Source organism: Pseudomonas sp. G11 (genome assembly GCF_029457515.1).
In the GTDB taxonomy this organism is placed as follows: domain Bacteria; phylum Pseudomonadota; class Gammaproteobacteria; order Pseudomonadales; family Pseudomonadaceae; genus Aquipseudomonas; species Aquipseudomonas gorinensis.
The window spans coordinates 4,969,035-4,994,615 of sequence record NZ_CP120377.1; the positions used below are offsets into that span (position 1 = coordinate 4,969,035).

The 25,581-nt window shown below is 62.2% G+C and carries 22 protein-coding genes and 3 pseudogenes; 11 read left to right on the forward strand and 14 right to left on the reverse strand.

Going from position 1 to position 25,581, the window contains the following annotated elements; genetic code table 11:
- Positions 1-132 precede the first annotated feature (132 nt).
- From P2T68_RS35195 to gspG, 9 genes and pseudogenes are all read right to left on the reverse strand, one after another.
- Positions 133-258, reverse strand: a pseudogene (locus tag P2T68_RS35195) (outer membrane lipoprotein carrier protein LolA); the annotation flags it as partial.
- Between the two features lie 52 nt (positions 259-310).
- The gene (locus P2T68_RS22765) at positions 311-1,513 is read right to left on the reverse strand and encodes a substrate-binding domain-containing protein (RefSeq protein ID WP_024074816.1); all 1,203 of its coding nucleotides are present in this window, start codon (positions 1,511-1,513) and stop codon (positions 311-313) included.
- A 377-nt stretch (positions 1,514-1,890) separates the two neighbouring features.
- A complete protein-coding gene (gene gspF / locus P2T68_RS22770) occupies positions 1,891-3,102 on the reverse strand; it encodes a type II secretion system inner membrane protein GspF (RefSeq protein ID WP_024074815.1) in 1,212 nt (403 codons plus the stop codon).
- On the reverse strand, positions 3,102-4,520 hold the full coding sequence (gspE, locus tag P2T68_RS22775; protein WP_024074814.1) for a type II secretion system ATPase GspE: 1,419 nt from the start codon (positions 4,518-4,520) through the stop codon (positions 3,102-3,104). The genes gspF and gspE overlap by 1 nt, the downstream gene beginning before the upstream one ends.
- 952 nt (positions 4,521-5,472) lie before the next feature.
- Entirely contained in the window at positions 5,473-7,818 is a 2,346-nt protein-coding gene (gspD, locus tag P2T68_RS22780) for a type II secretion system secretin GspD (protein ID WP_168233347.1), read from the reverse strand.
- Positions 7,815-8,327 (reverse strand): type II secretion system protein GspM, encoded by a 513-nt coding sequence (gene gspM, locus P2T68_RS22785; RefSeq protein ID WP_168233348.1) that lies wholly within the window; start codon positions 8,325-8,327, stop codon positions 7,815-7,817. Before gspM ends, gspD begins: the two co-directional genes overlap by 4 nt.
- Positions 8,320-9,390, reverse strand: coding sequence for a type II secretion system protein GspL (gene gspL / locus P2T68_RS22790; protein WP_168233349.1), 1,071 nt, complete (start codon positions 9,388-9,390; stop codon positions 8,320-8,322). Before gspL ends, gspM begins: the two co-directional genes overlap by 8 nt.
- Entirely contained in the window at positions 9,387-10,265 is an 879-nt protein-coding gene (gspK, locus tag P2T68_RS22795) for a type II secretion system minor pseudopilin GspK (RefSeq protein WP_168233350.1), read from the reverse strand. The genes gspL and gspK overlap by 4 nt, the downstream gene beginning before the upstream one ends.
- A gap of 8 nt (positions 10,266-10,273) precedes the next feature.
- Positions 10,274-10,723 carry a type II secretion system major pseudopilin GspG gene (gspG, locus tag P2T68_RS22800; RefSeq protein ID WP_024074809.1) on the reverse strand — a complete coding sequence of 150 codons (450 nt, stop codon included), beginning with the start codon at positions 10,721-10,723 and terminating at the stop codon, positions 10,274-10,276.
- Between the two features lie 148 nt (positions 10,724-10,871).
- Between gspG and gspI the strand changes: the two genes are divergently transcribed.
- Positions 10,872-11,258, forward strand: a complete 387-nt coding sequence (gene gspI / locus P2T68_RS22805) for a type II secretion system minor pseudopilin GspI (RefSeq protein WP_024074808.1) — start codon at positions 10,872-10,874, stop codon at positions 11,256-11,258.
- On the opposite strand, the gene P2T68_RS22810 is transcribed toward gspI, so the two are convergent.
- Positions 11,245-11,676, reverse strand: a complete 432-nt coding sequence (locus P2T68_RS22810; RefSeq protein ID WP_024074807.1) for a type II secretion system protein N — start codon at positions 11,674-11,676, stop codon at positions 11,245-11,247. The genes gspI and P2T68_RS22810 overlap by 14 nt on opposite strands.
- A 93-nt stretch (positions 11,677-11,769) precedes the next feature.
- Here P2T68_RS22810 and gspH point away from each other — a divergent pair, with 93 nt between their 5' ends.
- The 5 genes and pseudogenes from gspH to P2T68_RS22835 form a co-directional block, all read left to right on the forward strand.
- A complete protein-coding gene (gspH, locus tag P2T68_RS22815; RefSeq protein WP_024074806.1) occupies positions 11,770-12,222 on the forward strand; it encodes a type II secretion system minor pseudopilin GspH in 453 nt (150 codons plus the stop codon).
- The gene (locus tag P2T68_RS22820; RefSeq protein ID WP_024074805.1) at positions 12,219-12,821 is read left to right on the forward strand and encodes a type II secretion system protein GspJ; all 603 of its coding nucleotides are present in this window, start codon (positions 12,219-12,221) and stop codon (positions 12,819-12,821) included. Before gspH ends, P2T68_RS22820 begins: the two co-directional genes overlap by 4 nt.
- Before the next feature lie 209 nt (positions 12,822-13,030).
- A pseudogene (locus P2T68_RS22825) lies at positions 13,031-13,147 on the forward strand (IS481 family transposase); the annotation flags it as partial.
- Positions 13,148-13,198: 51 nt separating this feature from the next.
- Positions 13,199-14,449: an IS256 family transposase gene (locus P2T68_RS22830; RefSeq protein ID WP_102625793.1), complete on the forward strand. Its 1,251-nt coding sequence runs from the start codon at positions 13,199-13,201 to the stop codon at positions 14,447-14,449.
- A gap of 60 nt (positions 14,450-14,509) precedes the next feature.
- Positions 14,510-15,526 (forward strand): annotated as a pseudogene (locus P2T68_RS22835) (IS481 family transposase); the annotation flags it as partial.
- An 864-nt stretch (positions 15,527-16,390) separates the two neighbouring features.
- On the opposite strand, the gene P2T68_RS22840 reads toward P2T68_RS22835, so the two are convergent.
- The 3 genes from P2T68_RS22840 to P2T68_RS22850 are packed head-to-tail and all read right to left on the reverse strand — an operon-like array spanning position 16,391 to position 18,541.
- Positions 16,391-17,317 (reverse strand): DUF4880 domain-containing protein, encoded by a 927-nt coding sequence (locus tag P2T68_RS22840; RefSeq protein ID WP_024074803.1) that lies wholly within the window; start codon positions 17,315-17,317, stop codon positions 16,391-16,393.
- A gap of 37 nt (positions 17,318-17,354) precedes the next feature.
- Positions 17,355-17,900: an RNA polymerase sigma factor gene (locus P2T68_RS22845; protein WP_024074802.1), complete on the reverse strand. Its 546-nt coding sequence runs from the start codon at positions 17,898-17,900 to the stop codon at positions 17,355-17,357.
- Positions 17,897-18,541: a secretin and TonB N-terminal domain-containing protein gene (locus P2T68_RS22850; RefSeq protein ID WP_041161160.1), complete on the reverse strand. Its 645-nt coding sequence runs from the start codon at positions 18,539-18,541 to the stop codon at positions 17,897-17,899. Before P2T68_RS22850 ends, P2T68_RS22845 begins: the two co-directional genes overlap by 4 nt.
- A gap of 217 nt (positions 18,542-18,758) precedes the next feature.
- Between P2T68_RS22850 and P2T68_RS22855 the strand changes: the two genes are divergently transcribed.
- A complete protein-coding gene (locus P2T68_RS22855) occupies positions 18,759-19,070 on the forward strand; it encodes a hypothetical protein (RefSeq protein WP_277378320.1) in 312 nt (103 codons plus the stop codon).
- Between the two features lie 387 nt (positions 19,071-19,457).
- Positions 19,458-20,582 carry an IS481 family transposase gene (locus P2T68_RS22860; protein WP_277378321.1) on the forward strand — a complete coding sequence of 375 codons (1,125 nt, stop codon included), beginning with the start codon at positions 19,458-19,460 and terminating at the stop codon, positions 20,580-20,582.
- A gap of 507 nt (positions 20,583-21,089) precedes the next feature.
- On the opposite strand, the gene P2T68_RS22865 is transcribed toward P2T68_RS22860, so the two are convergent.
- Positions 21,090-22,157, reverse strand: coding sequence for an NAD(P)-dependent alcohol dehydrogenase (locus P2T68_RS22865; protein ID WP_024074799.1), 1,068 nt, complete (start codon positions 22,155-22,157; stop codon positions 21,090-21,092).
- A 147-nt stretch (positions 22,158-22,304) separates the two neighbouring features.
- On the opposite strand from P2T68_RS22865, the gene P2T68_RS22870 reads away from it, so the two are divergent.
- From P2T68_RS22870 to P2T68_RS22880, 3 genes are all read left to right on the forward strand, one after another.
- Positions 22,305-23,201, forward strand: coding sequence for a glyoxalase (locus P2T68_RS22870; RefSeq protein ID WP_102625713.1), 897 nt, complete (start codon positions 22,305-22,307; stop codon positions 23,199-23,201).
- Positions 23,198-24,589: an alginate export family protein gene (locus P2T68_RS22875; protein WP_069075755.1), complete on the forward strand. Its 1,392-nt coding sequence runs from the start codon at positions 23,198-23,200 to the stop codon at positions 24,587-24,589. Before P2T68_RS22870 ends, P2T68_RS22875 begins: the two co-directional genes overlap by 4 nt.
- A gap of 89 nt (positions 24,590-24,678) precedes the next feature.
- Positions 24,679-25,497 carry an alpha/beta hydrolase gene (locus tag P2T68_RS22880; RefSeq protein WP_024074796.1) on the forward strand — a complete coding sequence of 273 codons (819 nt, stop codon included), beginning with the start codon at positions 24,679-24,681 and terminating at the stop codon, positions 25,495-25,497.
- The last annotated feature ends 84 nt before the right edge of the window (positions 25,498-25,581 follow it).

Sequence of the window (25,581 nt, forward strand, 5' to 3'; positions counted from 1 at the left end):
TTTATTGGCGCCCAGGGGCAAGACAGGCTTGTGTATGAGGGTTAGGCGGTTGGCGGGGGGCGCGACTGAACTTCTGTCATGCAAAGTTCATAAAGGACTGGTAACGGCCCGATAAGGACGACGCACAGTTTCTGTAGGAGCGAGCTTGCTCGCGAAAAACGTGAGGACGCCGCAGGCATTCAGCAGGCCCGCGTCATCGTTGACGACCTTCGCGAGCAAGCTCGCTCCTACAGAAGAAATCGCAACGCAAAAAATCAGCAACGGCACAGGCCGTTGCTGATCAGGTGTTGCAGGTCGGTGAAAGCTTGGGTTACAGCGGACGACCGATGCCGTTGCAAACGTTGGTTTTGCCGATGCTCAACGCGCTGCTTGCCGTCACGAAGTTATCGGTGATGGCGGTTTTCCAGTTATCTGGCAGCGGTACGAAACGGTTGGCCGTGATGGCGTCGTCGTTGTTGTTGGTGTCGCCAAAGTGCTTGGTGAAGAAGGCACGCACTTGGCTGGTCTGGGTAGCGTCGGCGTAGCACTGGCTGAAGATCAGGTTGGTGAAGCCGAGGATTGGGTAGCCCGAATCCGGGTACGGCTGGACACCGGCCACGCCTGTTTTACCGAACACTGGAACCCAGTTGTCCGGGTTGGTGACATCGAGCGGAGCGCTCGGGTCGTTAGGTGGCAGAACCTGAGCAATGGCGTCGGAAACATTGCTCGGAGCTGGCGATACGCCTTTGATGCCCTTAGCCGTGTTTTTACCAACACGGGCAACCTTGGTGGCGTCGTCCAGACCGGCCAGCGTAGACGCAGCGAAGTCAGGGCTCATGTAGGTGATGCGGCCTTCAGCGACAGAAGTATCGTTCACGGCATCCATCACGCCCTGGCTGCCAGTGGCGGCAACAGCGCCGGCAGGCAGGCCACCGGTGTAGCTGGTGCCGAAGGTGGTGGTGATGTTGAAAGTGCCGGTCTCAGTGCACTTGGCGTTAAGGAAACGCGTGAACAGCTCGGTGGTACCGCTGCTCTCGCTGCGATAGACAACCGTGATCGGGCCAGTACGGCCAGCGCCCGAAATCCCGCTCCAGTCAGTGATACGGCCGGAGAACACACCACACAGCTCTGAAACGCTCAGGTCAACCGCGTTGGCACCGCTCTTGCGGAAAGGAATGGCAACCGAAGTAGCCACCGAAGGCACCTGGATCAATTTGCCCCAGGTAGGTTGTTTGTTGGTGGCGTAGGTCGACAGTTCAGTCGCAGTCAGCTTCGAATCGCTACCGGCCCAGTGCACGTTCTTGTTGCTCACGCCAGCCACGAACTTGGTGTAATCGTTGGTCAAGAAGGCTGCCTTGCCATTCCCGCTGCCCACACCAATGTAAGGGGCGAAACCGGCAGTCAGCACACCGGAGGTCTGGTACAGCTTCTGTGGCAGGGTCGCACCACCGCCGTTGATGTCAGCCATTGCAGCCTGTGCCGAGCACAGTGCAGCGAGGGTCATGGATACCGCGAGAACGTTGCGCTTAAACATGAAGAATCTCCTTTCATCGTGTTTGTACGTTTGGGGTAGATGGCTCTTGCATGACGCCATGGCTTCGGTCCCAAGCCGTGTGTCGGGGGTGGCGAGGGGTGAGGCCATGGGTTAGGAATTTGGCAGCTTCCGATGACAGCAAAACGAAAAAACCTCGGGAGGAAGGGCTTGATTTTTAAAAAGATTCTCGGGTGTTTTGGTCATGCTTTTGAGCGGTTTGGCGGCAGGTGACAGCGGGGTTTCAGCGTGGGTTTCGTCAAGGCGGCGCGGGCTGTGGCGAGGGGGGTGGATGTGACGGAATGAGGAACCCGAGGTTGAGGGCCGGCGATATCGGCCCGCCCCAAAATCGACTGAACAGACAGGGTCCAATGTGGGAGTCAGGTCACCAGTTGGTTGATCTCGATGATCGGCAACAGCACCGCCATCACGATCACCAGCACCACCGCGCCCATTACTACGATCATCAACGGCTCCAGCAACGCGGTCATGCCCATGGCACGCCGTTCGATGTCCCGCGACAGGGTCTGCGCGGCGCGTTCGAGCATCGGCGGCAACGAGCCGGTTTTTTCGCCGCTGGCGATCAGGTGGATCAGTACCGGCGGGAAGACTTTCTCCACCGCCAGCGCCGGGGCCAGGTTGACGCCTTCGCGCACCTTGGCCGTGGCATCGTTGACGCACTGGCTGAGGCGCTCGTTGGACAGGGTTTGCCGCGCCGCTTCCAGCGCGCGCAATAACGGCACGCCGGCACCGCCGAGGATCGCCAGGGTCGAGGCAAACCGCGCGGTGTTCAGGCCCAGCACAAAACGCCCGATCAGCGGCAGGCGCAGCACCCGGCTGTGCCAGTTCAATCGCGCCACCGGGTCGCGCAGGTACAGGCGCCAACCCCAGAAGCTGCCGACGATACCGCCGAAACACAGCCAGCCCCAGGCGCGGATAAAGTCGCTGGCGTTGAGCATCGCCAGGGTCAGCCCCGGCAGGTCCTGGCGCGCCTGGGAAAACGCGCTGACCACCTGGGGCACCACGTAGCTGAGCAGGAAAATCACGATGCCGATCGACACCAGCCCCACCACACCGGGGTAGATGAACGCAGTGAGGATCTTGCCGCGCAGGTTGTTGCGCTCTTCGATGTAGTCCGCCAGGCGTTCCATCACCTGGGCCAGGTCACCGGACTCCTCCCCCGCCGCGATCAGTGCGCGGTAGATCGACGGGAAGTCCCGTGGCCGTGCCGCCAAGGCATCCGCCAACCGCATGCCGCCGCGCACATCGGCACGCACAGCGGCCAGGGTCTGGGCGATGTGCTTTTTCTCGGCCTGCTCCACCGTGGCGCTCAGCGCCGCCTCCAACGGCAGGCTGGCGCCGAGCAGGCTCGCCAGTTGCCGCGTGGCCCAAGCCAGGTCGTTGTCCGACAGCTTGGCGCTGAACAGGCTGCTGCCGGCGGCGCTTTGCTGACTGCCTTCGACCTGCACCCGCAGCGCGGTCAGGCCACGGCTGCGCAGCACGGCAAACGCCCCGCTCTGGCTGTCGGCCTCCAGGTGCCCGGCCTCGACTTTGCCGCTGGCATCGGCGGCTTCATAACGATAGCGATTCATCAGGCGTCCCGTGTCACGCGCAGGATTTCTTCCGGTGCGGTGGCGCCGCTGCGCACCCAGCGCTCGCCGTCTTCACGCATGCTGAACATCCCCGCACGGCGTGCGGCCACGCGCAAATCCTGCTCGCCGGCGCCTTGGTGGATCAGGCTGCGGATATCGTCGTCGACGCAAAACAACTCATGAATGCCGGTACGCCCGCTGTAGCCGATCTGGTTGCACTGCGCGCAGCCCACCGGGCGCCAGGTGCCGGGCGCGGCGGGGTCTTCCTGCTTGCAATGCGGGCACAGGCGCCGTACCAGGCGCTGGGCCAAGACGCCCAGCAGTGACGAGGCCAGCAAAAACGGTTCGACGCCCATGTCGATCAGGCGGTTGACCGCCGACACCGCGTCGTTGGTGTGCAAGGTGGCGAGCACCAGGTGGCCGGTGAGCGAGGCCTGCACGGCGATTTGGGCGGTCTCCAGGTCGCGGATTTCGCCGATCATGATGATGTCCGGGTCCTGACGCAGGATCGCCCGCAGCGCGAGGCCGAAGGTCATGTCGATCTTGGCGTTGACTTGGATCTGGCTGATACCCGGCAGGTCGTACTCCACCGGGTCTTCGACGGTGAGGATATTGCTGGTGCTCGCATCCAGCCGCGCCAGGGCCGCGTACAGGCTGGTGGTCTTGCCGCTGCCGGTGGGCCCGGTGACCAGCACGATGCCATGGGGCTGGCGAATCAAGGTGTCGAGGCGCGCGAGCAACTGCGGCTCCATGCCCAGGGTCTCCAATTGCAGACGCCCGGCCTGCTTGTCCAGCAAGCGCATCACAACGCGTTCGCCATGCCCGGTGGGCACGGTCGACACGCGAATATCAATCGGCCGCCCGGCCACGCGCAGGGCAATACGGCCATCCTGGGGCAAGCGTTTTTCGGCGATGTCGAGCTGGGCCATGATCTTGATGCGCGACACCAGCGCACCATGCAACGCCTTGCGCGGCGACACCACGTCACGCAGGGTGCCATCGACGCGGTAGCGCACCACAGAATGGGTTTCATACGGCTCGATATGAATATCACTGGCCTCGTCCCGCGCGGCCTGGGTCAGCAAGGCGTTGATCATGCGGATCACCGGCGCGCCGTCCTGGGTATCGAGCAGGTCGGTGATCTCGGGCATGTCCTGCATCAGGCGGTCGAGGTCGACTTCGTTTTCGGCAGCGCCGACCACAGCGGCGGCGCTGCCTGTATCGGCATAGGCGCTGGCGAGCAGGCCGTCGAGTTCGTCATCGCGCACTTGCTCGAGGCGGGCCTGGCCGAACTGGCGATGGACTTCGCTGATGGACCAGCCGGGGGTTGAGGGGCAGACGGTCAGCAGCATGCCCTGCTCGCTGGGGCGCAGGAGGATGCGTTGGGATTTGGCCCAGGCGTAGGGCAGAAGGCTCATGGGGTGGGCCCTTTTTGGGGGTGGGCGTGGGCATATCCGTTGCTGCGGTAATGGCGGCTGGCGGGGGGGTGTACATATCCATTGCTGCGGTAACGGCTACTGGCGGTTCCGCTCTTACAGCGGGTCACTTTTGGAAAAGAGCCCCAAAAGTAACCAAAAGGGCTCTTGCCCCACCACTCGGCACCTCGCTTAGGCTCGGTGTGCCCGAACGCAGGCTTGAATCCGTGGGCCGCCGTCATGGGCCATCCCTGGCCCAGGACGGCTAACCCGGCGTCCTGCCGGGTTACCCACGGATTCAAACCTGCGTTCGGCCAGCGTGGTTTTACGGGACGCCTAAGATCAAGAGCAAAAGCCAGAGCAAAAGCAGAGCAAAAGCAGAGCAAAAGCGGAACGAGGTCTACCTGACCTATGGAGATCTCTGACCTGTGGAGATCCAAATGTGGGAGGGGGCTTGCCCCCGATGGCGGTGGGTCAGTCAACAAATAAGTGACTGACACGCCCTCATCGGGGGCAAGCCCCCTCCCACACTTAACCGAGTACACCAGCCACAACACCGGTCGGCTCGAAGGCCGCCGCGCTTTGGCTTTTGATCTTCGGCGCCCCGTTAAACCACGCTGGCCGAACGCAGGCTTTGGAGCGTGGGTAACCCGGCAGGACGCCGGGTTAGCCGTCCTGGGCCAGGGATGGCCCATGACGGCGGCCCACGCTCCAAAGCCTTCGTTCGGGCACACCGAGCCTAGGCGAGGTGCCGAGTGGTGGGGCACAGACCTTTTGGTTACTTTTGGGGCCTTCCAAAAGTGACCCGCTGTAAGAGCGGAACCATAGGTGGCCGTTACCGCAGCAATGGATATGTACACCCCCCCGCCAGCCGCCGTTACCGCAGCAACGGATATGCACCCCAACCCGCCAGCCACCGCTCCCGCAGCAACGGATATGTACACCATCAAAACACTCACGGCCTCCCCCCAGAACCAGAAACCGGCACCGCCCGAATCACCGCCCGCGGCGCCTGCTGCTGTTGCTGCGCCCCAGGAATCGCCTTCTCCACCGAAGGCAACTGCGGCGCCTGCACATCCGGCATCGCCCAACTACGCTCCGGCTGCAACCCACCCTGCGCCCGGCGCATAAACTCATACCGATTCAACGTAATACTGCGCCCCGCCCCACCGTCACGAATAATGTAAGGCCGCAAAAACACCATCAAATTGGTCTTGCTCACACTGCGCTTTTCATTGCGAAACAACGCCCCCAACCCCGGAATATCCGAGAGCCAAGGCACCGCGTCATTGCTCTGGCTATAGCCATCCTGCAACAACCCGCCAAGCACCATGATCTGCCCGTCGTCCAGCAAGATGCTGGTATCGATCGCGCGCTTGTTGGTCACCGTGCCCGCCGCCACCGAAGCCCGGGTATCCACGCTGCTGACCTCCTGGTAAATATCCAGCTTCACCGTGCCGCCCTCGGAGATCTGCGGGCGCACATTCAGCTTGAGCCCCACTTCTTCACGCTGCACGGTCTGGAACGGGTTATTGCTGGTGCCACCGCCGCCCGTCACATAACTGCCGGTGACGAACGGAATGGTCTGCCCGACAAAAATGCTCGCGGCTTCGTTGTCCAGGGTCAGCAGGTTCGGCGTCGACAGCACATTGGTACCGCCCTTGCTCTTCAACGCACGGGCCAGCACCTTGAGGTCGAGCACCTTGCCAATGCCGGGGATGTCCACGGTGCCATTGACCAGGCCGATATTCAGGCCCTTGGGCAATACGTCGATGCTGGTCTTGCTGGTGGGCGTGCCATTGACCCCGCTGCCGCCCAGGTTGACGCCGCCGAAGCCGCCCTTGCCCGCCAGGTTGCCAGCCTGCCATTGCACGCCAAACTCGCTGGCGTCGTCTTCGCCGACTTCGACGATCAGGCTTTCGATCACCACCTGGGCGCGGCGCTGGTCGAGCATGTCGATCACTTCGCGCAGGTTGCGGTACAGCGGGTCGGGCGCGGAGATCAGCAACGTGTTGGTGGTGGCGTCAGCCTGGATGGTCGCGCCGCCGGCGCTGAACGCGGTGTTCTGATCGCTGGCGGTGCTGCCGTTGGCGCTGGTGCCGGTGGTGCCGGTCTGGCCATACGCGGACGGTACGCCGCTGCCGGTGGGCGTGCCGCTGCTGTTCTGCGTGGTGGTATTGCCTTGGGTCGCCTGGCCAGTGCCGCCCATGGCGCTGAGCTTGCCCCGTGCTTCCTCGCTGACACCCGAGTCGCTCTCGCCGGTGAGCAAGCCGCGCAGCGACTGCGCCAGCTTGCCCGCCTGGGCGTTGCGCAGGTACACCACGTGCATATTGCTCGGGTTGCTCTGGGCGTTGTCGAGCTTGTAGATCAGGTTGCGCGCCAGCTCGGTGCGCTCGGGGCTGCCGGCGCGAATGATGATCGAGTTGGAGCGTGGGTCGCCGACCACGTTGATCTTCTGGGTCTGGTCGGCGCCCTGGGTATCCAGCAGTTCGCTGACCATGGTGGCGATGTCCACGGCAATGCCGTTCTGCACCTTCACCACGTCGGTGTCGATGGCGCCGGGGGTGTCGATGCCGTCGATGATCTGCGCCACCCGCGCGAGGTTTTCCGCGTAGTCGGTGATGACGATGCTGTTGTTGCCGGGGTAGGCGTTGATCGGGTTGTTCGGCGACACGATGGGGCGCAGCACTGGGATCAGGTTTACCGCGTTTTCATATTGCAGGCGAAAGGTCCGCGTCTGCATACCGCTGCTGCCGGCGCTGTAGATCGGCCCGCCGAGCAACTTGGCATCGGCCTCGGGCACCACCTGGGCCACACCGCCGACGTCGACCACGCTGAACCCCTGCATGCGCAACGCCGCCAACAGCATGTCATAGGCTTGATGGGCCGGCACCTGGCCTTCGCTGACCAGGGTCAGGTTGCCTTTAACCCGTGGGTCGACCAGGAATTGCTGACCGGTGGCACGGGACAGCGCACGCACCACGGCCTGGATATCGGCATCGACGAAATTCAGTTGCACCGGCTGATCGCCCAGCGGGTTGCGCGCCTTGACGGTGGTCGGGGCATGAGCACGGGCACTGTTGGTCAGCGGGTGCTGGACGCGCGGCGTGGGCGCCGGTTCGCGCTGGCGATCGAGCATGGTTTCGCCGCTGCGCCGGGTGTCGGCCAAGGGCTGGCCAAGCTCGCTGTCCACCAGCAACGGCGTGTCGGGCGGCGGGTTATGGCTGCACGCGCTCAAGGCCAGTAACAGCAGCGGCGCGACCTTTCGAAAAGGCGCGGGGTTGGGGACTGACCACTTCATGAAGCTTCCTTAGCGCCAAGCGCCTGATCCATGCGAACGGTCCCGGACACAGTGCCGGCCGAGTTGTCGACGGCGTCCGCGCTACGCTGCAAGCGCGCCTCGGACACCTCTAGGGAAAATGCACGGGGGTTGCCCAGCAACCAGTCCACCACGGCATCGGCCGGGGCGTTGTCGAAGGTCAGGCGCCAGCCACCGGTTTCCAGGGCCTGCAACTGATAGCGGCCTTGCAGGCCGGCGCTGTCCAGGGTCTGGCGCAGTGCGCTTTCGTCGGCGTGCCGAGGCGCCGCGACGCCCTGTAACAGCACTTGCAAGGCGGCGGCTTGGGCGCGCAATTTCGGGGTTTCGGCCTGCCAGTAGTCGATCTTCTTCAACGCAGGCTGCACCAGCACCAGCCAGGTCAGCATGCCCGCCAGGACCAGGCTGGCGCCGCTGAGCAGGCGTTGTTCACGCAGGGCCAGGCCGCGCCAGAAGCCCTGGGCCTGGCTACGCAGACGGCGCCACTTATTCATCGCTGGCTCCCGCTTGCTCTGCCGGTTGCGCCAGGCCAAGGGTCCAGCCGTGGTCATCGCGGGTCGCGGTAAAACCGGCCTGGGCCAACGCGGCCTGCGCCTCGCCTGGCAGCGTCGGGCTGTGAGTGTCGGTCAGCAACCCAAGGTGCAAGCGCCCTTGTTCGAAAACCAGGCTGTCGACGCTGCCCACCATGAACGGCAAGTTGCTGCCGCCGATCTGCAACAGGCTGGTAAAGCGCTGGCCAGGGTCGGCCGCCGCGCCGGTTTGCCGCGCGGCCAGCTGTTGGCGGGCCTGCTGCAAGGGGTTGAGCACCACCGGCAATTCGGGGAATGCCTGGCGTACCTGCTGGCTCATCAGGGCCTTGAGCCGTTGGCCTTCGTCCACTTGGCGCGCCGCGTAGAGGTTCAGGCCGAGGGTCCAGATGGCGGTGGCCAGGGCGACACAGGCCAGCGCCCTGCCCCAACCACCGCTGGCCGTTTGATTGAGGTGGCCGTGCAGGCCCCAGCCGGGCAGCGCGCCAGTCCAGCGTTGGGTGGCGTCCACCAGCGGCAGATCGAGCGCCTGCAATCCCAACGGATGAACCGTCCCTTGTTGCAGGCTATCGCGGGTCAACAGATACCCGTCGTCCAACGCCGCAGCGCCTACCGGCAAGGCATAGGGCGCCGGGTACAGGCCACGCAGCTTGAGCTGGACCTGCGCCAGTACCTGGGCCAACTGTTCCAGGCCGGCCTTGGGCACCCAGCCCACCTGGACACGCCCCTGACTGTCGCGCGGGCCGTGGGCCACGTGCATCTGGTCCAACGCGCCGAGGATCAACGCCTGCGCCGCACAGGTCACCGCCGCATGGGTTTTTGCAGCAGGTAATGGCGGCAGCTCAAGGCTGGTGAGCAGGCTGTCACGCGGGTGCAGAAAACAGTCCACGGCCTGCCGGCTCTTGCCCAATTGCGCCAGGCTTTCATGCCCCTCGGACACCACCACACCGCGGTCTAGCCAGGCAAATTTCACCCGGCTTTCAGCGCTGACCTGGTCCAGCGGCGGCAAGCCAATGCGCAAGCGTTTCATACGCCCACCCGCGACCAGATCACCTTGGGTTCACGGTCTTCGGGGCGATGCAACAACGCGTCGATCGTCACTCGACGGCGCTCGCGCCGCGCCTGGCCCTGCAGGCGAAACCACTCGCTGGTAATGCCCACTTGCACCGAATCCACCGCCACCTGGGGCAAGTGCAGACGGTTGACGAAATCCCCACGGTTGATAAACCAATGGCCATTGTCGCGCTCGGCCACCAGCCCATGGGCCTGGGACAGGCTGAGCTGCGGCACCACCGCGCTGAGCACTTCGGCGCTGGCGGTGTTGCCGTTGACCCAGGTATTGCCAGGCAACACGCTGATGTAGGCCTGCAGGCGCTGCAACACCTCGGGGGTCAGGCCTTCGAGGCCCCTCAGGTCGTCGAGGCTGCGCAGCATCGGGTATTTGGCGGGCAACCCCTTTTGTGCGTAGGAAGCGATCACCCGTTGGCTGATGCGGCGGCTGACGGCCGGGTCCACGCCAAGGGTGCGGCACAGGCGCTCGAAGCTGTGCAATTGCTCGGCGTCGAGCTGTTCGCGGTTAACCAGGTTGCGCAGGTTGAACTTGCCCTGTTCATCGTCGATCCGCCCCTCGAACACGCCGGCCTGGATGCGCACCCAGGGCTGGTCAAGGCGCGTCAGCACGTCCTTCTGGCGCGCCGCCCAGAGCAGCTGACGGCTGCGTTCCAGGCCACCCTGCAACAGCCATTGGCCCTGCACACGCAACTGTTCGGCTTCCAGGCTGCGGGTAAAGACGGTCTGGCGCGTGAGCATGCCGCCGGCGATCACCGCCACCACCGCGGCGATCAGCAAGGCGCTGATAATCGCCATGCCGCGCTGCTTCGCCGCTGCGGACGAATACCGTTTCATGGCGCGCCTTACAACTGCCAGGAGCCGATATCGGCATTGACGCCTTCGCCATCCGGTTGGCCGTCGGCGCCCAGGGAGAACACATCGACCTCACCGTTGGCGCCCGGGTTGAGGTAGTGATAAGGGTGGCCCCACGGGTCGTTGGGCAGGCGGTCGAGGTAGGCGCGCCAGTTGCTGTTCTTCGCATCGGCCGGGCGTTCCACCAGCACCTTGAGACCCTGGTTCATGGTGGGGTAAGTGCCGTGGTCGAGGCGATAGAGTTTCAGCGCCTGCATCAACCCGGCGATGTCCTGTTTCGCGGCGGTAGCCCGCGCCTGGTCCGGGCGGTCGAGCACCTTGGGTACCACCATGGCCGCGAGGATCCCGAGGATGACCACCACCACCATGATCTCGATCAGGGTAAAGCCACGTTGCCCGCGAGGGCCTGGCGTGGGGGATGTTAGGCGCGCGATATCCATCTCGACATTCCTTGGCTTGAGTGCGTTTCGTGGCGCAGTGTTGCAAGAACACATGTCAGTCGTATTGAAAATCCTCGGGAGCTTCGGTCGCCAATCGGTCAACTCGCGGCGCTAGTCTGCGGGCCTGTTTCCCGGCTTTGAGAGCGCCATGTACGGCCGTCGCAACGCGCAAGGTTTTACCTTGATAGAAGTGCTGGTGGCGCTGGCGATCATCGCCGTGGCCATGGCCGCCGCCGTGCGCGTGGCCGGGCTGATGACCCAGAGCAACGGCCTGCTGCGCGACAAGTCCATGGCGTTGCTGGCGGCACACAGTCGCCTGGCGGAATTGCGCCTGGAGGGGCGTGCGAGCCCCGGCAAGAGGACGTTCACGTGTGATCAGGGGCGCTTGAAACTGCGCTGCGAACAAACCATCAGCATCGGCCCCGATAACCGGCTGTTGCAGGTCAATGTGCAAGTGCTGGACGCCAGCCGCGACGCACCACCCCTGGCCCGCCTGGAGACTTCGCTGGCCAGGCCGCAGGTCAAGGCCGAGTGAACCGCGGCAAGGCCGGCGCCTGCGGTAATGTGTCGAGGGGCACGCGCACCTTCTCGCCCGCGCGCTCGATCTCGACGCTGTCACCCGCGATGGCCGTCAAGCGCACGCCGGGGCTGAGGTGCTCGCCGAGTAAAAAGCTGCGCGGCGGGCCCTCGTTGAGGCTGAGGATCGCCACCGCACCACGTGCCCCGGCCAGCACCCCCGAAACCTTGACCTGCACCGCCGCCGGCACCGTGGAGAACCATTGCAGCGCGGGGTTATCACTGCGCGTCGCCAACGCCTGGGGCGCAACCTGGGGCGTATGGGATTCGGCCGAGGTGAGCAGCAGCGGCGTCCATACCGCAACGCCGGCCAACGCCGCCAGCACGCCCAGGGCCTGTACGCCATGGGCCGGTGAAAAACGAAGGGCAAATGCCATGGGAAGGACCTCCTGTTTGTCCATGGCACCAGCCTACAGGCCAATTCGCACGTTTTTATTTCATAACCTCGCCAGCTTTCCAGGTACGCCACCATGAAACAGCATGGCTTTACCCTGATCGAACTGATGGTGGTGCTGGTGATCATCGGCATCGCCAGCGCCGCCATCAGCCTGACCATCAAGCCCGACCCACTGCAGCTGCTGCGCAAAGACGCCGAACGCCTGAGCCAACTGCTGCAAGTGGCCCAGGCCGAAGCCCGCGCCGACGGCCGCCCGATCACCTGGCGCGCCGACGCCAAGGGCTTTCGCTTCAACCGCCCCAGCGAGGACGGCCTGGGCGTGGAAGCCTTCCAGGGCGACGCCCAACTGCGCCCGCGCCTGTGGGAGAGCACCCCGATGCAAATCAACATCGAGCCGCGGCAAACCCTGGTGCTCAACGCCGAATGGATCAACCCGCCCGTGCGTGTGGTGCTGTCTGACGGGCAACACCGTCTCAGCCTGCAACGCGATGCTGCGGGCTTGATGCGCGTGGTGAGCCAGCCATGAACCCATCGCAGAAGGGTTTTACGCTGATCGAGGTGATGGTGGCGATCATGCTTATGGCGCTGGTCAGCCTGATCGCCTGGCGGGGGCTCGACAGCGTTAACCGGGCCGATCAGCACTTGCAGGCGAGCACGGAACAGACCGAGGCGGTGTTGCGGGCGTTGAACCAGTTGCAGCGCGACGTCAGCCTGCGCGCCAGTGTGGAACTGAACCCGCCGAAAGACCGCGCGGCCCCATCGGACGGGTTGGCGGCGGTGACGGTGCGCAGTTCCGACAGCAAGGGGTTTCGGTTGGATGTGATCCGCAGTGCGCCGGTCGCGGGGGATGGGTTGCAGCGGGTGCGTTGGTGGCTCAAGGGCGACAACCTGTACCGCGCGGTCGCGCCGGCGCGGGATCGCTTTCCGTTGCCGGCGGCGAAGGATGGGGTGGTGGTGTTGACGGGGGTCAGTGATCTGCAGGTGCGGGTGTGGGAGGCGGATAAGGGGTGGCGGCAGTTGAGTGGGAATCGGCGGGAGGATCCGTTGGGGTTGGAGGTGAGTCTGGTGCGGCAGACGGCGCAGGGGGTGGAGCGGTATCGGCAGGTTTTGGGGTTGGTTTGGTAGGGGGATTGGGGTATGTATCCGTTGCAGCGTTAATGGCTACTTGCGGGTTGGGGGGCATATCCGTTGCTGCGGTAATGGCGGCTGGCGGTTCCGCTCTTACAGCGGGTCACTTTTGGAAAAGAGCCCTGTATGGACCGGACACATGGTTGACGGGTGTGCGGGGACATGGTGGACACTTTTCGGCGAGCCAATTTCGCCGGAAAGCCATCATGCCCTGGGACACGAGAGATGCCATGAGCCTGAAAGAAGAGTTTGTTGCCTTAGCAGGGCAACCCGGCAGCAACAAACGAGAACTATGCCGACGGTTCGGTATCAGTCCGCAGACGGGGGTGTCAGAAATTTTGTGTTCGGGCATAACATGAGTAAGAGGTGCATGTATGCCAACCAAAAAGAAACCTGCGTTGCGAGAGCTGCCGAAAATCCCGAAAGAGCTGCTCGAGCAATTCACCGATGGACCGATGACCGCTGAAGCCATCGAGGACGCGTCTGCGGCGTTCAAGAAGGCTTTGATCGAGCGAGCCCTGAGTGCTGAGCTCGGGCATCACTTGGGCTATCCGCCGGGCGCGCAGCGCCCAGAGGATGAAACCAATCAGCGCAACGGCAAAAGCGGCAAGACGGTTCTAACCGGCGACGGCCCGCTCCGACTGGATATTCCTCGCGACCGGGACGGCAGTTTTTCGCCCATTTTGATCCCCAAGCACGAACGCCGCTACACCGGTTTCGACGACAAGATCATCGCCATGTATGCCCGTGGAATGACGGTCAGAGAGATCCGAGCGTTTCTTTCCGAGCAGTACGGTACTGACGTTTCTCCCGACTTCATCAGCTCTGTAACCGACGAGGTCATGGCAGAGATCGGTGCATGGCAACAGCGGCCTTTGGAGCCGATGTATCCGGTTATTTTCTTCGATGCTCTACGGGTCAAAATTCGCGAAGAGGGGCTGGTTCGCAACAAGGCGATTTACTTGGCCCTGGGCGTTTTGCCTGACGGAACACGCGATATTCTCGGCATCTGGATAGAAAATACCGAGGGCGCCAAGTTCTGGATGAAAGTTTTCAACGACCTCAAGACACGCGGCGTCGAAGACGTGTTGATTGCTGTGACCGATGGACTGAAAGGCATGCCAGAGGCTCTCAACGCCGTATTTCCAGACACGACACTGCAAACATGCATTGTTCATCTGATCCGCAACAGTCTTGATTACGCGGCCTGGGACAAGCGTCGCGAACTGGCCAAGGCGCTCAAACCGATCTATCAGGCGGTGACCGCCGAAGCGGCCGAGCAGGCACTGGATGCGTTTGAAAGCGGGCCATGGGGCAAGCAGTATCCGACGGTAGTGGCTGCCTGGCGCCGCGCTTGGGATCGTGTGATCCCATTTTTCGTGTTCCCGCCGGCGATTCGAAAAGTGATCTACACGACCAACGCCATTGAGAGCATCAACGCTCAGTTGCGCAAGATCATCAAGACCCGAGGTCACTTCCCGACCGACGATGCGGCGACAAAACTGATCTGGCTTGGACTGCGCAATATCACCGCAAACTGGGGCTCCGCGGCACATGACTGGAAAAGTGCGATGAATCAATTTGCGATTCTGTACGGAGATCGATTTATCAGGCCAACCTGGTAAAGCATGGCCTGCCTGACGGCAGGCCATTACCGGCCCGCACACAAAATATCTGACAGTCCCCCGCAGACGGCTTACAAGTGGCTTAACCGCTACGCGACGCTCGGCCATTCAGGGCTGCAAGATAAATCCCGAAAACCGGCTACCAGCCCCAAGCTGACCACGCCGGCCCTGGAAGCGCAGGTCATAGCGCTCAGACAAGACCATCCAGCATGGGGTGGGCGCACGATCAGCAGCCTCTTGAAAAAGCAGATTGCTCCCAGCACCGTTACCAATGTCCTGCACCGGCACGGGCTGATTCAGCCGACTACGAAGGAGCAAGAGGCAAAGCTGAGGTTTGAACACGAGGCGCCCAACAATCTTTGGCAGATGGATTTCAAAGGGCATTTCCCGACGCAAGAAGGCAGATGCCATCCCCTGACTTTACTGGACGACCATTCACGTTTCAGTTTGGCTATTCAAGCTTGTGATAACGAGCGTGGAGCCACGGTGAAAGAAAGGTTGACCGAGGTATTCCAGCGCTTCGGATTACCGGCTCGCATCAACGTTGATAACGGACCGCCTTGGGGCTCTCCACGTAACCCTGGTGAAATCACAGAGCTGAGTATCTGGTTGATTCGTCTGGGTATTCGGATCAGTTTCAGCCGCCCTTACCACCCACAAACCAATGGAAAGATTGAGCGTTTCCATCGCTCACTCAAGGCCGAAGTACTTGAAGGGCGTCAGTTTTCCACGCTCAAGGAAGCTCAAGCAGCATTTGATCGGTGGCGTGATGTTTATAACCTGCAACGGCCCCATCAGGCACTGGACTACAAGGTGCCTATGGACCGGTATAGAGCCAGCCCATGGGCTTATCCGCAACAGTTACCAACCTTTGAGTACGGACCGGACGACGTATTAGCCAAGGCTTATCACAGCCGTTTTCGTTTTCAGAAACGCTACTTCAGCATCGCCAAAGGTTTGGCTGGGCATCACATCGCAATACGGCCCAACACTGAAGGTGATGGACTGTTTGACGTGTTTTTCTGCCATCACTTCCTACGAACGATCGACGTGAGCAAACCTGACTATGGTCCATAATGTGTCAACCATGTCCCCGCACATGTGTCCACCATGTGTCCGGTCCATACAGAAAAGAGCCCCAAAAGTAACCAAAAGGGCTCTTGCCCCACCACTCGGCACCTCGCTTAGGCTCGGTGTGCCCGAACACAGGCTTGAATCCGTGGGCCGCCGTCATGGGCCGTCCCTGGCCCAGGACGGCTAACCCGGCGTCCTGCCGGGTTACCCACGGATTCAAGCCTGCGTTCGGCCAGCGTGGTTTAACGGGGCGCCTAAGATCAAGATCAAAAGCCAGAGCCAGAGCCAGAGCCAGAGCCAGAGCCAGAGCCAGAGCCAGAGCCAGAGCCAGAGCCAGAGCCAGAGCCAGAGCCAGAGCCAGAGCCAGAGCCAGAGCCAGAGCAGGATGAGGTCTACCTGACCTGTGGAGATATCTGACCTGTGGAGATCCAAATGTGGGAGGGGGCTTGCCCGCGATAGCGCCGGGTCAGTCAACAAATAAGTGACTGACACGCCCTCATCGGGGGCAAGCCCCCTCCCACATTTTTTACCGAGTACACCAGCTACAACACCGGTCGGCTCTAAGGCCGCCGCGCTTTGGCTTTTGATCTTCGGCGCCCCGTTAAACCACGCTGGCCGAACGCAGGCTTTGGAGCGTGGGTAACCCGGCAGGACGCCGGGTTAGCCGTCCTGGGCCAGGGATGGCCCATGACGGCGGCCCACGCTCCAAAGCCTTCGTTCGGGCACACCGAGCCTAGGCGAGGTGCCGAGTGGTGGGGCAAGAGTCCTTTTGGTTACTTTTGGGGCTCTTTTCCAAAAGTGACCCGCCGTAAGGGCGGAACCGCCAGTGGCCGTTACCGCAGAAATGGATATGTACACAGACCCACACTAACTCAACAACACCACCCCCCCAGGCAACTCCGTACACCTGGCCCCATAAGCATCCCGAATCAACAGCGCCACCCCCGCCAACTGCTGCAAGCTGAACCGCGCCTGCACTCGCCGCTTGCCCAGTTCCTTGTTCAGCAACACCAACATCCCCGGTCGATATCGGTTGATCTCATCCACCACCGTCGCCAACGTTGCGTTGTTGAACACCAGTACCTGCTCACGCCAGGCCACTACCGCGTGGGCATCGACGCTCGTCACTTCACCCATGCCCGCCGCGCCGTAGGTCAGTTGCCGGCCACTCTCCAGGCGTACATTGCGCCCGGCGACGTCCACCGACAGCCACCCCTCGATACAGGTCACGCAGACGTTGCGATCGGTATGCCGCACGTTGAACCGCGCCTGGGCCGCGCTCAGCCAGCCCTGGCCCGCCTGGACCTTGAGCGGCTGTGCCACGTCGGCGAGGACTTCGACTTCGCCTTCGAGCAGTTCGATCCCCTGCCCCACCCGGCTGATGCGCGTCTGTGTATTGAGCTCCAGGCTCACACCCTCGCTCAATAACACCTGGCGCTGTTCGCCGACCTCGGTTCGGTAGTCGGCGGTCAACCCGGCAAACCCGCCCGGCACACCGACGTTGACCATCACCACCGCCGCCGACGCTGCAATCGCGCCGCCGAGGAAGGCACGCCGGCCAAAATGACGCGGGCGCTCGGCCTGTTCGGCCGCTGCGCCCAAACGCTGCCACAGCGTCTTGGCCTGTTCGAACGCCTGGGCATGTTCCGGGCTTTGGGCGCACCACGCTTTCAGGGCCTTGGCATCGGCCACGGTAGCGCGGCCCGAGGTCAACAGGACCAGCCAGTCGCGGGCTTCGTCGTGCAGTGGGCTGGCGGGTGTTTCCCGGGCGGTGGAGAAGCTAAAAATATTCAAGCGCGCAAATACTCACGGATTTATCAGGGACTCACTACTAAGACGGTTTCCCGGCCCCGGGACCGAACCGCTGAATCACTTTTCTTTCCAGGCGCTGAGCACAGTAGCCCAGGGCAGCCTTGATTTCTTTCTCGACCATGCGTGTGGAAATGCCGAAACGCTGGGAGATTTCCAGGTGCGGCGCCTCTTCCAGGCGCGCGGCGATGAGGATCTTGCGTCGGCGTGCCGGCAGTTCGTAGAGGGCCTTGACCAGCGATTGGATTTCTTTCTGGCCACCCACCACCCGCGACGGGTCCAGGACTTCGTCGGCGCTTTGCAGCAGCTCTTCCACCTCGCTGCCGGTCAGCAGGCGCGCGTCGGCCTGGCGGCGGTCGGCGGCGATGTTCAAGGCCATGCGGTACAGGTAGGCATTGGGCTGCTGAAGGTTTGGAGGCATGTCCATGCGGTCGACCCGCAGGTAGGTTTCGTGCAGCACGTCGTTGGCCAGGTCCTCCGAGCCCAGGCGCTTGCGCAACCGCACCTTGAAGTCCTCGTAGGACGCCAGGAACAAGCTGACCATTGTGCTCTGCCCGGTATTTTTCATCCGCCCCAGGCTCCGTTTGCTGCTGTGCATTCCATGCGCGTTCCTGTTGTGTCAGGCATCAAAAGTAAAGTCACCGGTTGGCGCAGGGAACTGGGTGCCGGGCGTTCGACCCGCGCGGTTGCCAGGCTGCGTACCAGTGCTTCATCGCGTTGTTCATCGCCGGTGGAACTGACCAACCGACTGTGTTCGATCAGCCCTTGCGGGTTGACCCACACCTGCACCAGTGCCCGAAAACTGCCGGGCCGGGTCAGCGGCGAGCGGCACAGGCTGGTCTCGATGGCCTGCTGCAAGGCCGTGGCGTAGCTGTTGTTGATGCGCGCGGCATTGCGTGCCGCCGTACCACGGGTTGCAGGCGGCTGGCTGACCTCGGGCAGTTGCAGGGTAAACGCATCGCTGCGTGCATAACGTGCCATCAGGCCACTCCCTGTCAGCAACATCGCCAGAGCCTCCTGTGCCGTGAAGCGCCCGCGCACACTGATGGAGCGCCGGCCCAGCGTCAGTTCGCGGTCGACCAGCACCGCCATGCCGGTGGCACGGCTGTACGCTTGCAGTGCGTGTTCCAGGTCTTGTGCCGGCAGGTCCAGGCTCAGCAACGGGGGCTCTGCCTTGGCGGGCGGCGTGCCCGTCAGCAGCAACAGCAAGACCAGGGCGCATACGGCGCGCCGCCAAGTCCCCTGTTCACCCCCCGCGTTGCATCGCTGCACGGCCGACGTGTCCTTGAAAACCGTCATCCTGAGGCCAGTTTATGAACCTGATGTTACGGTGATAGCAAAAAAAACATCACGGTGACGAGAGGCCCGCTGCACTACACTTTCACGCCATGCCGGCCCATTCTCTCGGGCCCATCAGGAGGCTCCGATGAAGCTGTTTCCAACCCTCGCCAGCCTGTTGCTGTGTATCGCAATGCCCCTGCTCGCCCACGCTGAAACCGCGGCCAATGGCTGCACGGAAGTCACGGTGGATGGGTATAAGGCGCCCAACTACGGCTGCCTTGGCCAGCAGATGGGGAATGCACCGAACGCGGCCAAGGCCGCCCAAAAAAATCGCGAAGCGCAGAATATCCCGGTACAGAAGCGGCCACCGAACCAGGTGGGGCTGTCTACCCCGGCGGCGACCGGTGTGCGCATGGGCAATACCTTCGGGACCTCGGTGAAACCGCAGCGGCCTTGAGGGCTCTGGGCACAATCCATCAAGCATTCAATAGATTTTTCATCGCTTCCCGATGCTGGTGGGTGCGACGATTCGACTTGCCCCCGATGGTGGTGGGTCAGTTAACAAATAAGTGACTGACACGCCCTCATCGGGGCATAAGTATCTACACAACTTTTTTCAGCGGTCTGTGGCGAGGGAGCTTGGTCCCGTGGCGGCCTTCGGGCCGACCGCTTTTTTGGAGTTTTAGCGAGTACATATCCGTTGCTGCGGTAACGGCCACTTAGGGTTCCGCTCTTACAGCGGGTCACTTTTGGAAAAGCGCTGTATGGACCGGACACATGGTTGACGGGTGTGCGGGGACATGGTGGACACTTTTCGGCGAGCCAATTTCGCCGGAAAGCCATCATGCCCTGGGACACGAGAGATGCCATGAGCCTGAAAGAAGAGTTTGTTGCCTTAGCAGGGCAACCCGGCAGCAACAAACGAGAACTATGCCGACGGTTCGGTATCAGTCCGCAGACGGCTTACAAGAGGCTTAACCGCTACGCGACGCTCGGCCATTCAGGACTGCAAGATAAATCCCGAAAACCGGCTACCAGCCCCAAGCTGACCACGCCGGCCCTGGAAGCGCAGGTCATAGCGCTCAGACAAGACCATCCAGCATGGGGTGGGCGCACGATCAGCAGCCTCTTGAAAAAGCAGATTGCTCCCAGCACCGTTACCAATGTCCTGCACCGGCACGGGCTGATTCAGCCGACTACGAAGGAGCAAGAGGCAAAGCTGAGGTTTGAACACGAGGCGCCCAACAATCTTTGGCAGATGGATTTCAAAGGGCATTTCCCGACGCAAGAAGGCAGATGCCATCCCCTGACTTTACTGGACGACCATTCACGTTTCAGTTTGGCTATTCAAGCTTGTGATAACGAGCGTGGAGCCACGGTGAAAGAAAGGTTGACCGAGGTATTCCAGCGCTTCGGATTACCGGCTCGCATCAACGTTGATAACGGACCGCCTTGGGGCTCTCCACGTAACCCTGGTGAAATCACAGAGCTGAGTATCTGGTTGATTCGTCTGGGTATTCGGATCAGTTTCAGCCGCCCTTACCACCCACAAACCAATGGAAAGATTGAGCGTTTCCATCGCTCACTCAAGGCCGAAGTACTTGAAGGGCGTCAGTTTTCCACGCTCAAGGAAGCTCAAGCAGCATTTGATCGGTGGCGTGATGTTTATAACCTGCAACGGCCCCATCAGGCACTGGACTACAAGGTGCCTATGGACCGGTATAGAGCCAGCCCATGGGCTTATCCGCAACAGTTACCAACCTTTGAGTACGGACCGGACGACGTATTAGCCAAGGCTTATCACAGCCGTTTTCGTTTTCAGAAACGCTACTTCAGCATCGCCAAAGGTTTGGCTGGGCATCACATCGCAATACGGCCCAACACTGAAGGTGATGGACTGTTTGACGTGTTTTTCTGCCATCACTTCCTACGAACGATCGACGTGAGCAAACCTGACTATGGTCCATAATGTGTCAACCATGTCCCCGCACATGTGTCCACCATGTGTCCGGTCCATACAGAAAGAGCCCAAAAGTAACCAAAAGGCTCTTGCCCCACCACTCGGCACCTCGCTTAGGCTCGGTGTGCCCGAACCCAGGCTTGAATCCGTGGGCCGCCGTCATGGGCCATCCCTGGCCCAGGACGGCTAACCCGGCGTCCTGCCGGGTTACCCACGCTCCAAAGCCTGCGTTCGGGCACACCGAGCCTAAGCGAGGTGCCGAGTGGTGGGGCAAAGCGTTTTTGGTTACTTTTGGCGCTCTTCCAAAAGTGACCCGCTGTAAGAGCGGAACCCATAGCGGCCGTTACCGCAGCAACGGATATGTACTCGGTCAAATCCAACCACATGGTCGGCCCGAAGGCCGCCACGGAAACAAGCCCCCTCGCCACAGACCACTGGAAATTGTGTAGATACCCATGCTCATCGGGGGCAAGCCCCCTCCCACAAAGGCTCTACAGTGGTTTGGAGATCGGGGTTTCAGGCCGCGTGGCTTTCCTTTTTCAAGCTGTCCATATCGATCACGAACCGATACTTCACATCGCCCTTGAGCATGCGCTCATACGCCTCGTTGATGCCCTGGATATCGATCATTTCGATGTCCGAGACAATCCCGTGCCTGGCGCAGAAATCCAGCATGTCCTGGGTTTCCTGGATGCCGCCGATCAACGAACCGGCCAGGCTGCGGCGCTTGAAGATCAGGTTGAACACCGTAGGCGACGGGTGCGGGCTGTCGGGGGCGCCGACCAGGGTCATGGTGCCGTCGCGCTTGAGCAGGTTGAGGAAGGCATCGAGGTTGTGCGGCGCGGCGACGGTGTTGAGGATGAAGTCCAGGCTGTTGGCGACCTTGGCCATTTCGTCCGGGTTCTTCGACACCACCACCTGATCGGCACCGAGGCGCAGGCCGTCTTCGCGCTTGTTCGGCGAGGTGGTGAACAAGGTGACATGGGCGCCCATGGCGTGGGCAATCTTCACCGCCATATGCCCCAGGCCCCCGAGGCCGACCACGCCGACTTTCTTGCCGGGACCGACCTTCCAGTGATGCAGCGGCGAATAGGTGGTGATGCCGGCGCACAGCAGCGGCGCCACGGCCGCCAGGTTAGTGTCATCGTGGGAGATACGCAGCACGAACTTCTCCTTGACCACGATATTGTCCGAGTAGCCCCCGAAGGTGTTCTCCCCGCCAAACACCGGGCCGTTGTAGGTGCCGGTAAAACCGTTCTCGCAATATTGCTCCTCGCCCTCGGCGCAAGAGGCGCAGTGCTGGCAGCTGTCGACCATGCAGCCGACACCGGCGAGGTCGCCGACCTTGAACTTGCTCACATTGCCACCCACCGCCGTCACACGGCCGACGATTTCATGGCCGGGCACCGAAGGGTAAAGGGTGTTGTTCCACTCGTTGCGCACGGTGTGCAGGTCGGAGTGGCACACGCCGCAGTAGAGAATGTCGATCTGTACGTCATCCGCCCCCGGCGCGCGGCGCTCGAAGGTAAAGGGCTTGAGGGCATCCTTGGCGTTCTGGGCGGCGTAACTGTATGTCTTGGCCATTTCGTTCACCTGTGTGATCTGACGGTAGAGGTCAGTGGACCAGCATAGACGCTGAACCGTTCAACCGAGCACGTCTGTACAATTTCCATCGCGTCCCTGCGCCTAACCTCACGGCTTTCAATCGCGTAGAAGTGCTGGAGAATGGGCATGCGTAGCAAAGCAATCAAGGTATCTGTGGCATTGACGCTGCTGGCGGGCGCAATGATGGGCAATGCCTTCGCGGCAACCCCGAGCGTGGCCGTGGCGCCACAATACGACACCAGCCACGTCTACGTGGCCCCAGCGGATGTGGACCGTTTCACCCAGAGTTTCCTCGCCACCTTCGGCGGCAAAAGCACGCCCCAGGTAGTGGTGAACGTGCTGCCGGTGCCGAGCAGTACCACCTCGCAGCTGCTGCAGACGCCGGCGGGCACGGTGTCGCTGTTCGGTTTCACCACGCCTATCCCGCACCCTTTTGGCCAGGAACGCAACGGCTACCTGGTCAAGGACATGGACGTTGCACTCAAAGCCGCGCGGGAAAACGGCGCCGCCGTTATCGTCAGCGACTTCCCGGACCCGATCGGGCGTGACGCCGTGGTGCAATGGCCGGGTGGCGTGAACATGCAGCTCTACTGGCACACCAAGACCCCGGCCTACGCAGCGTTCCAGACCGTGCCGGAAAACCGCGTGTACCTGTCCACCGAGCGCGCCGATGCCTTTATCAAATCGTTCCTGGGCTTCTCCCACGGCAAGGTGCTGGCCGATGACAAGCATGCGCCCGGCGCCGATGTGGGCCAGGCCACTGGCACGTACCGCCGCGTCGATATCGAGTCACCGTTCGGACGCATGGCGGTGCTGGTCACCAACGGCCAACTGCCCTACCCCTTCGGCCATGAGACCACCGGTTATCAAGTGCCTGACCTGACGGCTACCCTGGGCAAGGCCACCGGTTCCGGCGCCAAGGTCCTGGTGCCGGCCTTTGACAGCAAGGGCCGCCGCAGCGCCGTGGTTGAATTCCCCGGCGGCTACGTCGCGGAAATTCACCAGCTCCTCGCTGCAAAATGATTGGCCGCACAGGCTGGGGCCTGGCCGTGCTGTGGCCGCTGCTGATCGGCAGCGCCCACGCCGACGATCAACCGACACGACCGGCCATCAAGACCAACCGCTGGCAGGAAGACTGGTCGGTGCTCCAAGACCCGGCGCTGCGCACCCAACCGCTGGACAGCTTGAAGTACATCCCGCTGTCCAGCGCCAACCCGTTCACCTATTTGTCATTGGGGGCGACGTTGCGCGAGCGCTTCGAGATGAACGATGCCAATGGTTTTGGGGTGAAGGGCGTCAAGCGTGACAGCTACCTGATCCAGCGCTTCCAGGTGCACGCCGACCTGCACTTGAACGAAAACTGGCGGCTCTTCACCCAACTGGAAGATGCACGCGCCTACGACAAGACCACGGTCGGCGGCGCCGACCAGAACCGCGTCGATTTGCGCCTGGCCTTTGCCGAATACGTCAACGCCTTCAGCAGCGGCACGCTCAAGGCGCGTGTCGGGCGCCAGGACTTTGCCTTCGACTTGCAGCGTTTCATCTCATCGCGGGACGGCCCGAACGTGCGGCAATCCTTCGATGCATTGTGGGCCGATTGGGAAACGTCCAACTGGCGCTTTATCGGGATTGCCAGCCAGCCGGTGCAGTATCAGGACGAGCGGCACTTCGACGACAAATCCAACAGTGACGCGCGCTTCCACATGCTGCGGGTCGAGCGGCTGGTGGGCGGCAAGAATGAGCTGTCGGCCTACTACGGCGTGTACGAGCGCAGCGCTGCGCACTATCTGGATGCGGACGGCGATGAAACCCGCCACCTGCTGGATGCACGCCTGGGCGGCACGGCCCAGGGGTTCGACTGGGACATTGAAGCCATGCTGCAAAGCGGCTCGGTGGGCAACAAGGATATTCGCGCCTGGGCCGGCGGCAGCCGCACGGGATACACCTTCGACAGCGTGACGTGGAAACCGCGCATCGGCCTGCAACTGGACATCGCCTCGGGCGACCGTAAGACCGGTGACGGTACAGTCGGCACGTTCAACCCGCTGTTCCCCAACGGCTACTATTTTTCCCTGGCCGGCTATACGGGCTACAGCAACCTGATTCACGTCAAACCGTCGATCACCGTCAAGCCCATCGACAAGCTCAGCGTGCAGACCGCCGTCGGCCTGCTGTGGCGCCAGACCACCAGCGATGCGGTGTACACGCAACCGAACCTGCCAGTCGCCGGCACCGCAGGCCAGGGTGGACGCTGGACCGGTGCCTACGGTCAATTGCGCACCGACTACGTGTTTACGCCGAACCTCACCGGTGCGGTTGAAGCGGTGCATTACGCGGTCGGCCGCACGTTGCGCGACGCCGGCGGCGATGACAGCAATTACCTGGGGGTCGAGCTCAAGTTCAGTTGGTGACCCCAGGCAAGCACACCCGTACAAGCCCCTGGCCCGGTTTCGGGCAATAGTGAGGCTGATGTCCAGTCCCTCAACCAAGGAGTTTCTCCATGAGCACATTCGTAGCCAAAGACGGTACCCAGATCTATTTCAAGGACTGGGGCAGCGGTAAACCGGTGCTGTTCAGCCACGGCTGGCCGCTGGATGCCGACATGTGGGAATACCAGATGGAATACCTGAGCAGCCGTGGTTTTCGCACTATCGCATTTGACCGCCGTGGCTTCGGGCGCTCTGACCAGCCGTGGACCGGTAACGACTACAACACCTTCGCTGACGACATCGCGCAGTTGATCGAACACCTGGACCTCAAGGACGTGACCCTGGTGGGCTTCTCCATGGGCGGCGGTGACGTGGCCCGCTACATCGCCCGCCACGGCAGTGCACGGGTGGCCGGCCTGGTGCTGTTGGGCGCCGTGACGCCGATCTTCGGCCAGCAGGCGGATTACCCACAAGGCGTGCCGAGCGAAGTGTTCGACGGTATCAAGGCCGGGTTGCTCAAAGACCGTGCGCAGTTCATCGCGGACTTCAACACGCCGTTCTTCGGCATCAACAAGGGCCAGACCGTTTCCGAAGGTACGCTGGCCCAGACCCTGCAGATCGCCATGCTGGCGTCCCTCAAGTCGACCGTGGATTGCGTCAGCGCATTCTCCGAGACCGACTTCCGCCCGGACATGGCCAAGATCGACGTGCCGACCCTGGTGATCCACGGTGACGGCGACCAGATCGTGCCGTTCGAGACCACCGGCAAGGTGGCGGCCGAGATGATCAAGGGTGCCAAGTTGAAGGTGTACAAGGATGCGCCGCACGGGTTTGCCGTGACCCACACCCAAGCCTTGAACGAGGACCTGCTGGCGTTCCTCAATCGCTGAAACACCCCGCTCCTTTGGCCGGAACGCTAGTGCCCTGTAGGAGCAAGCTTGCTCGCGAAGATCGTCAACGATGACGCAGTCAAT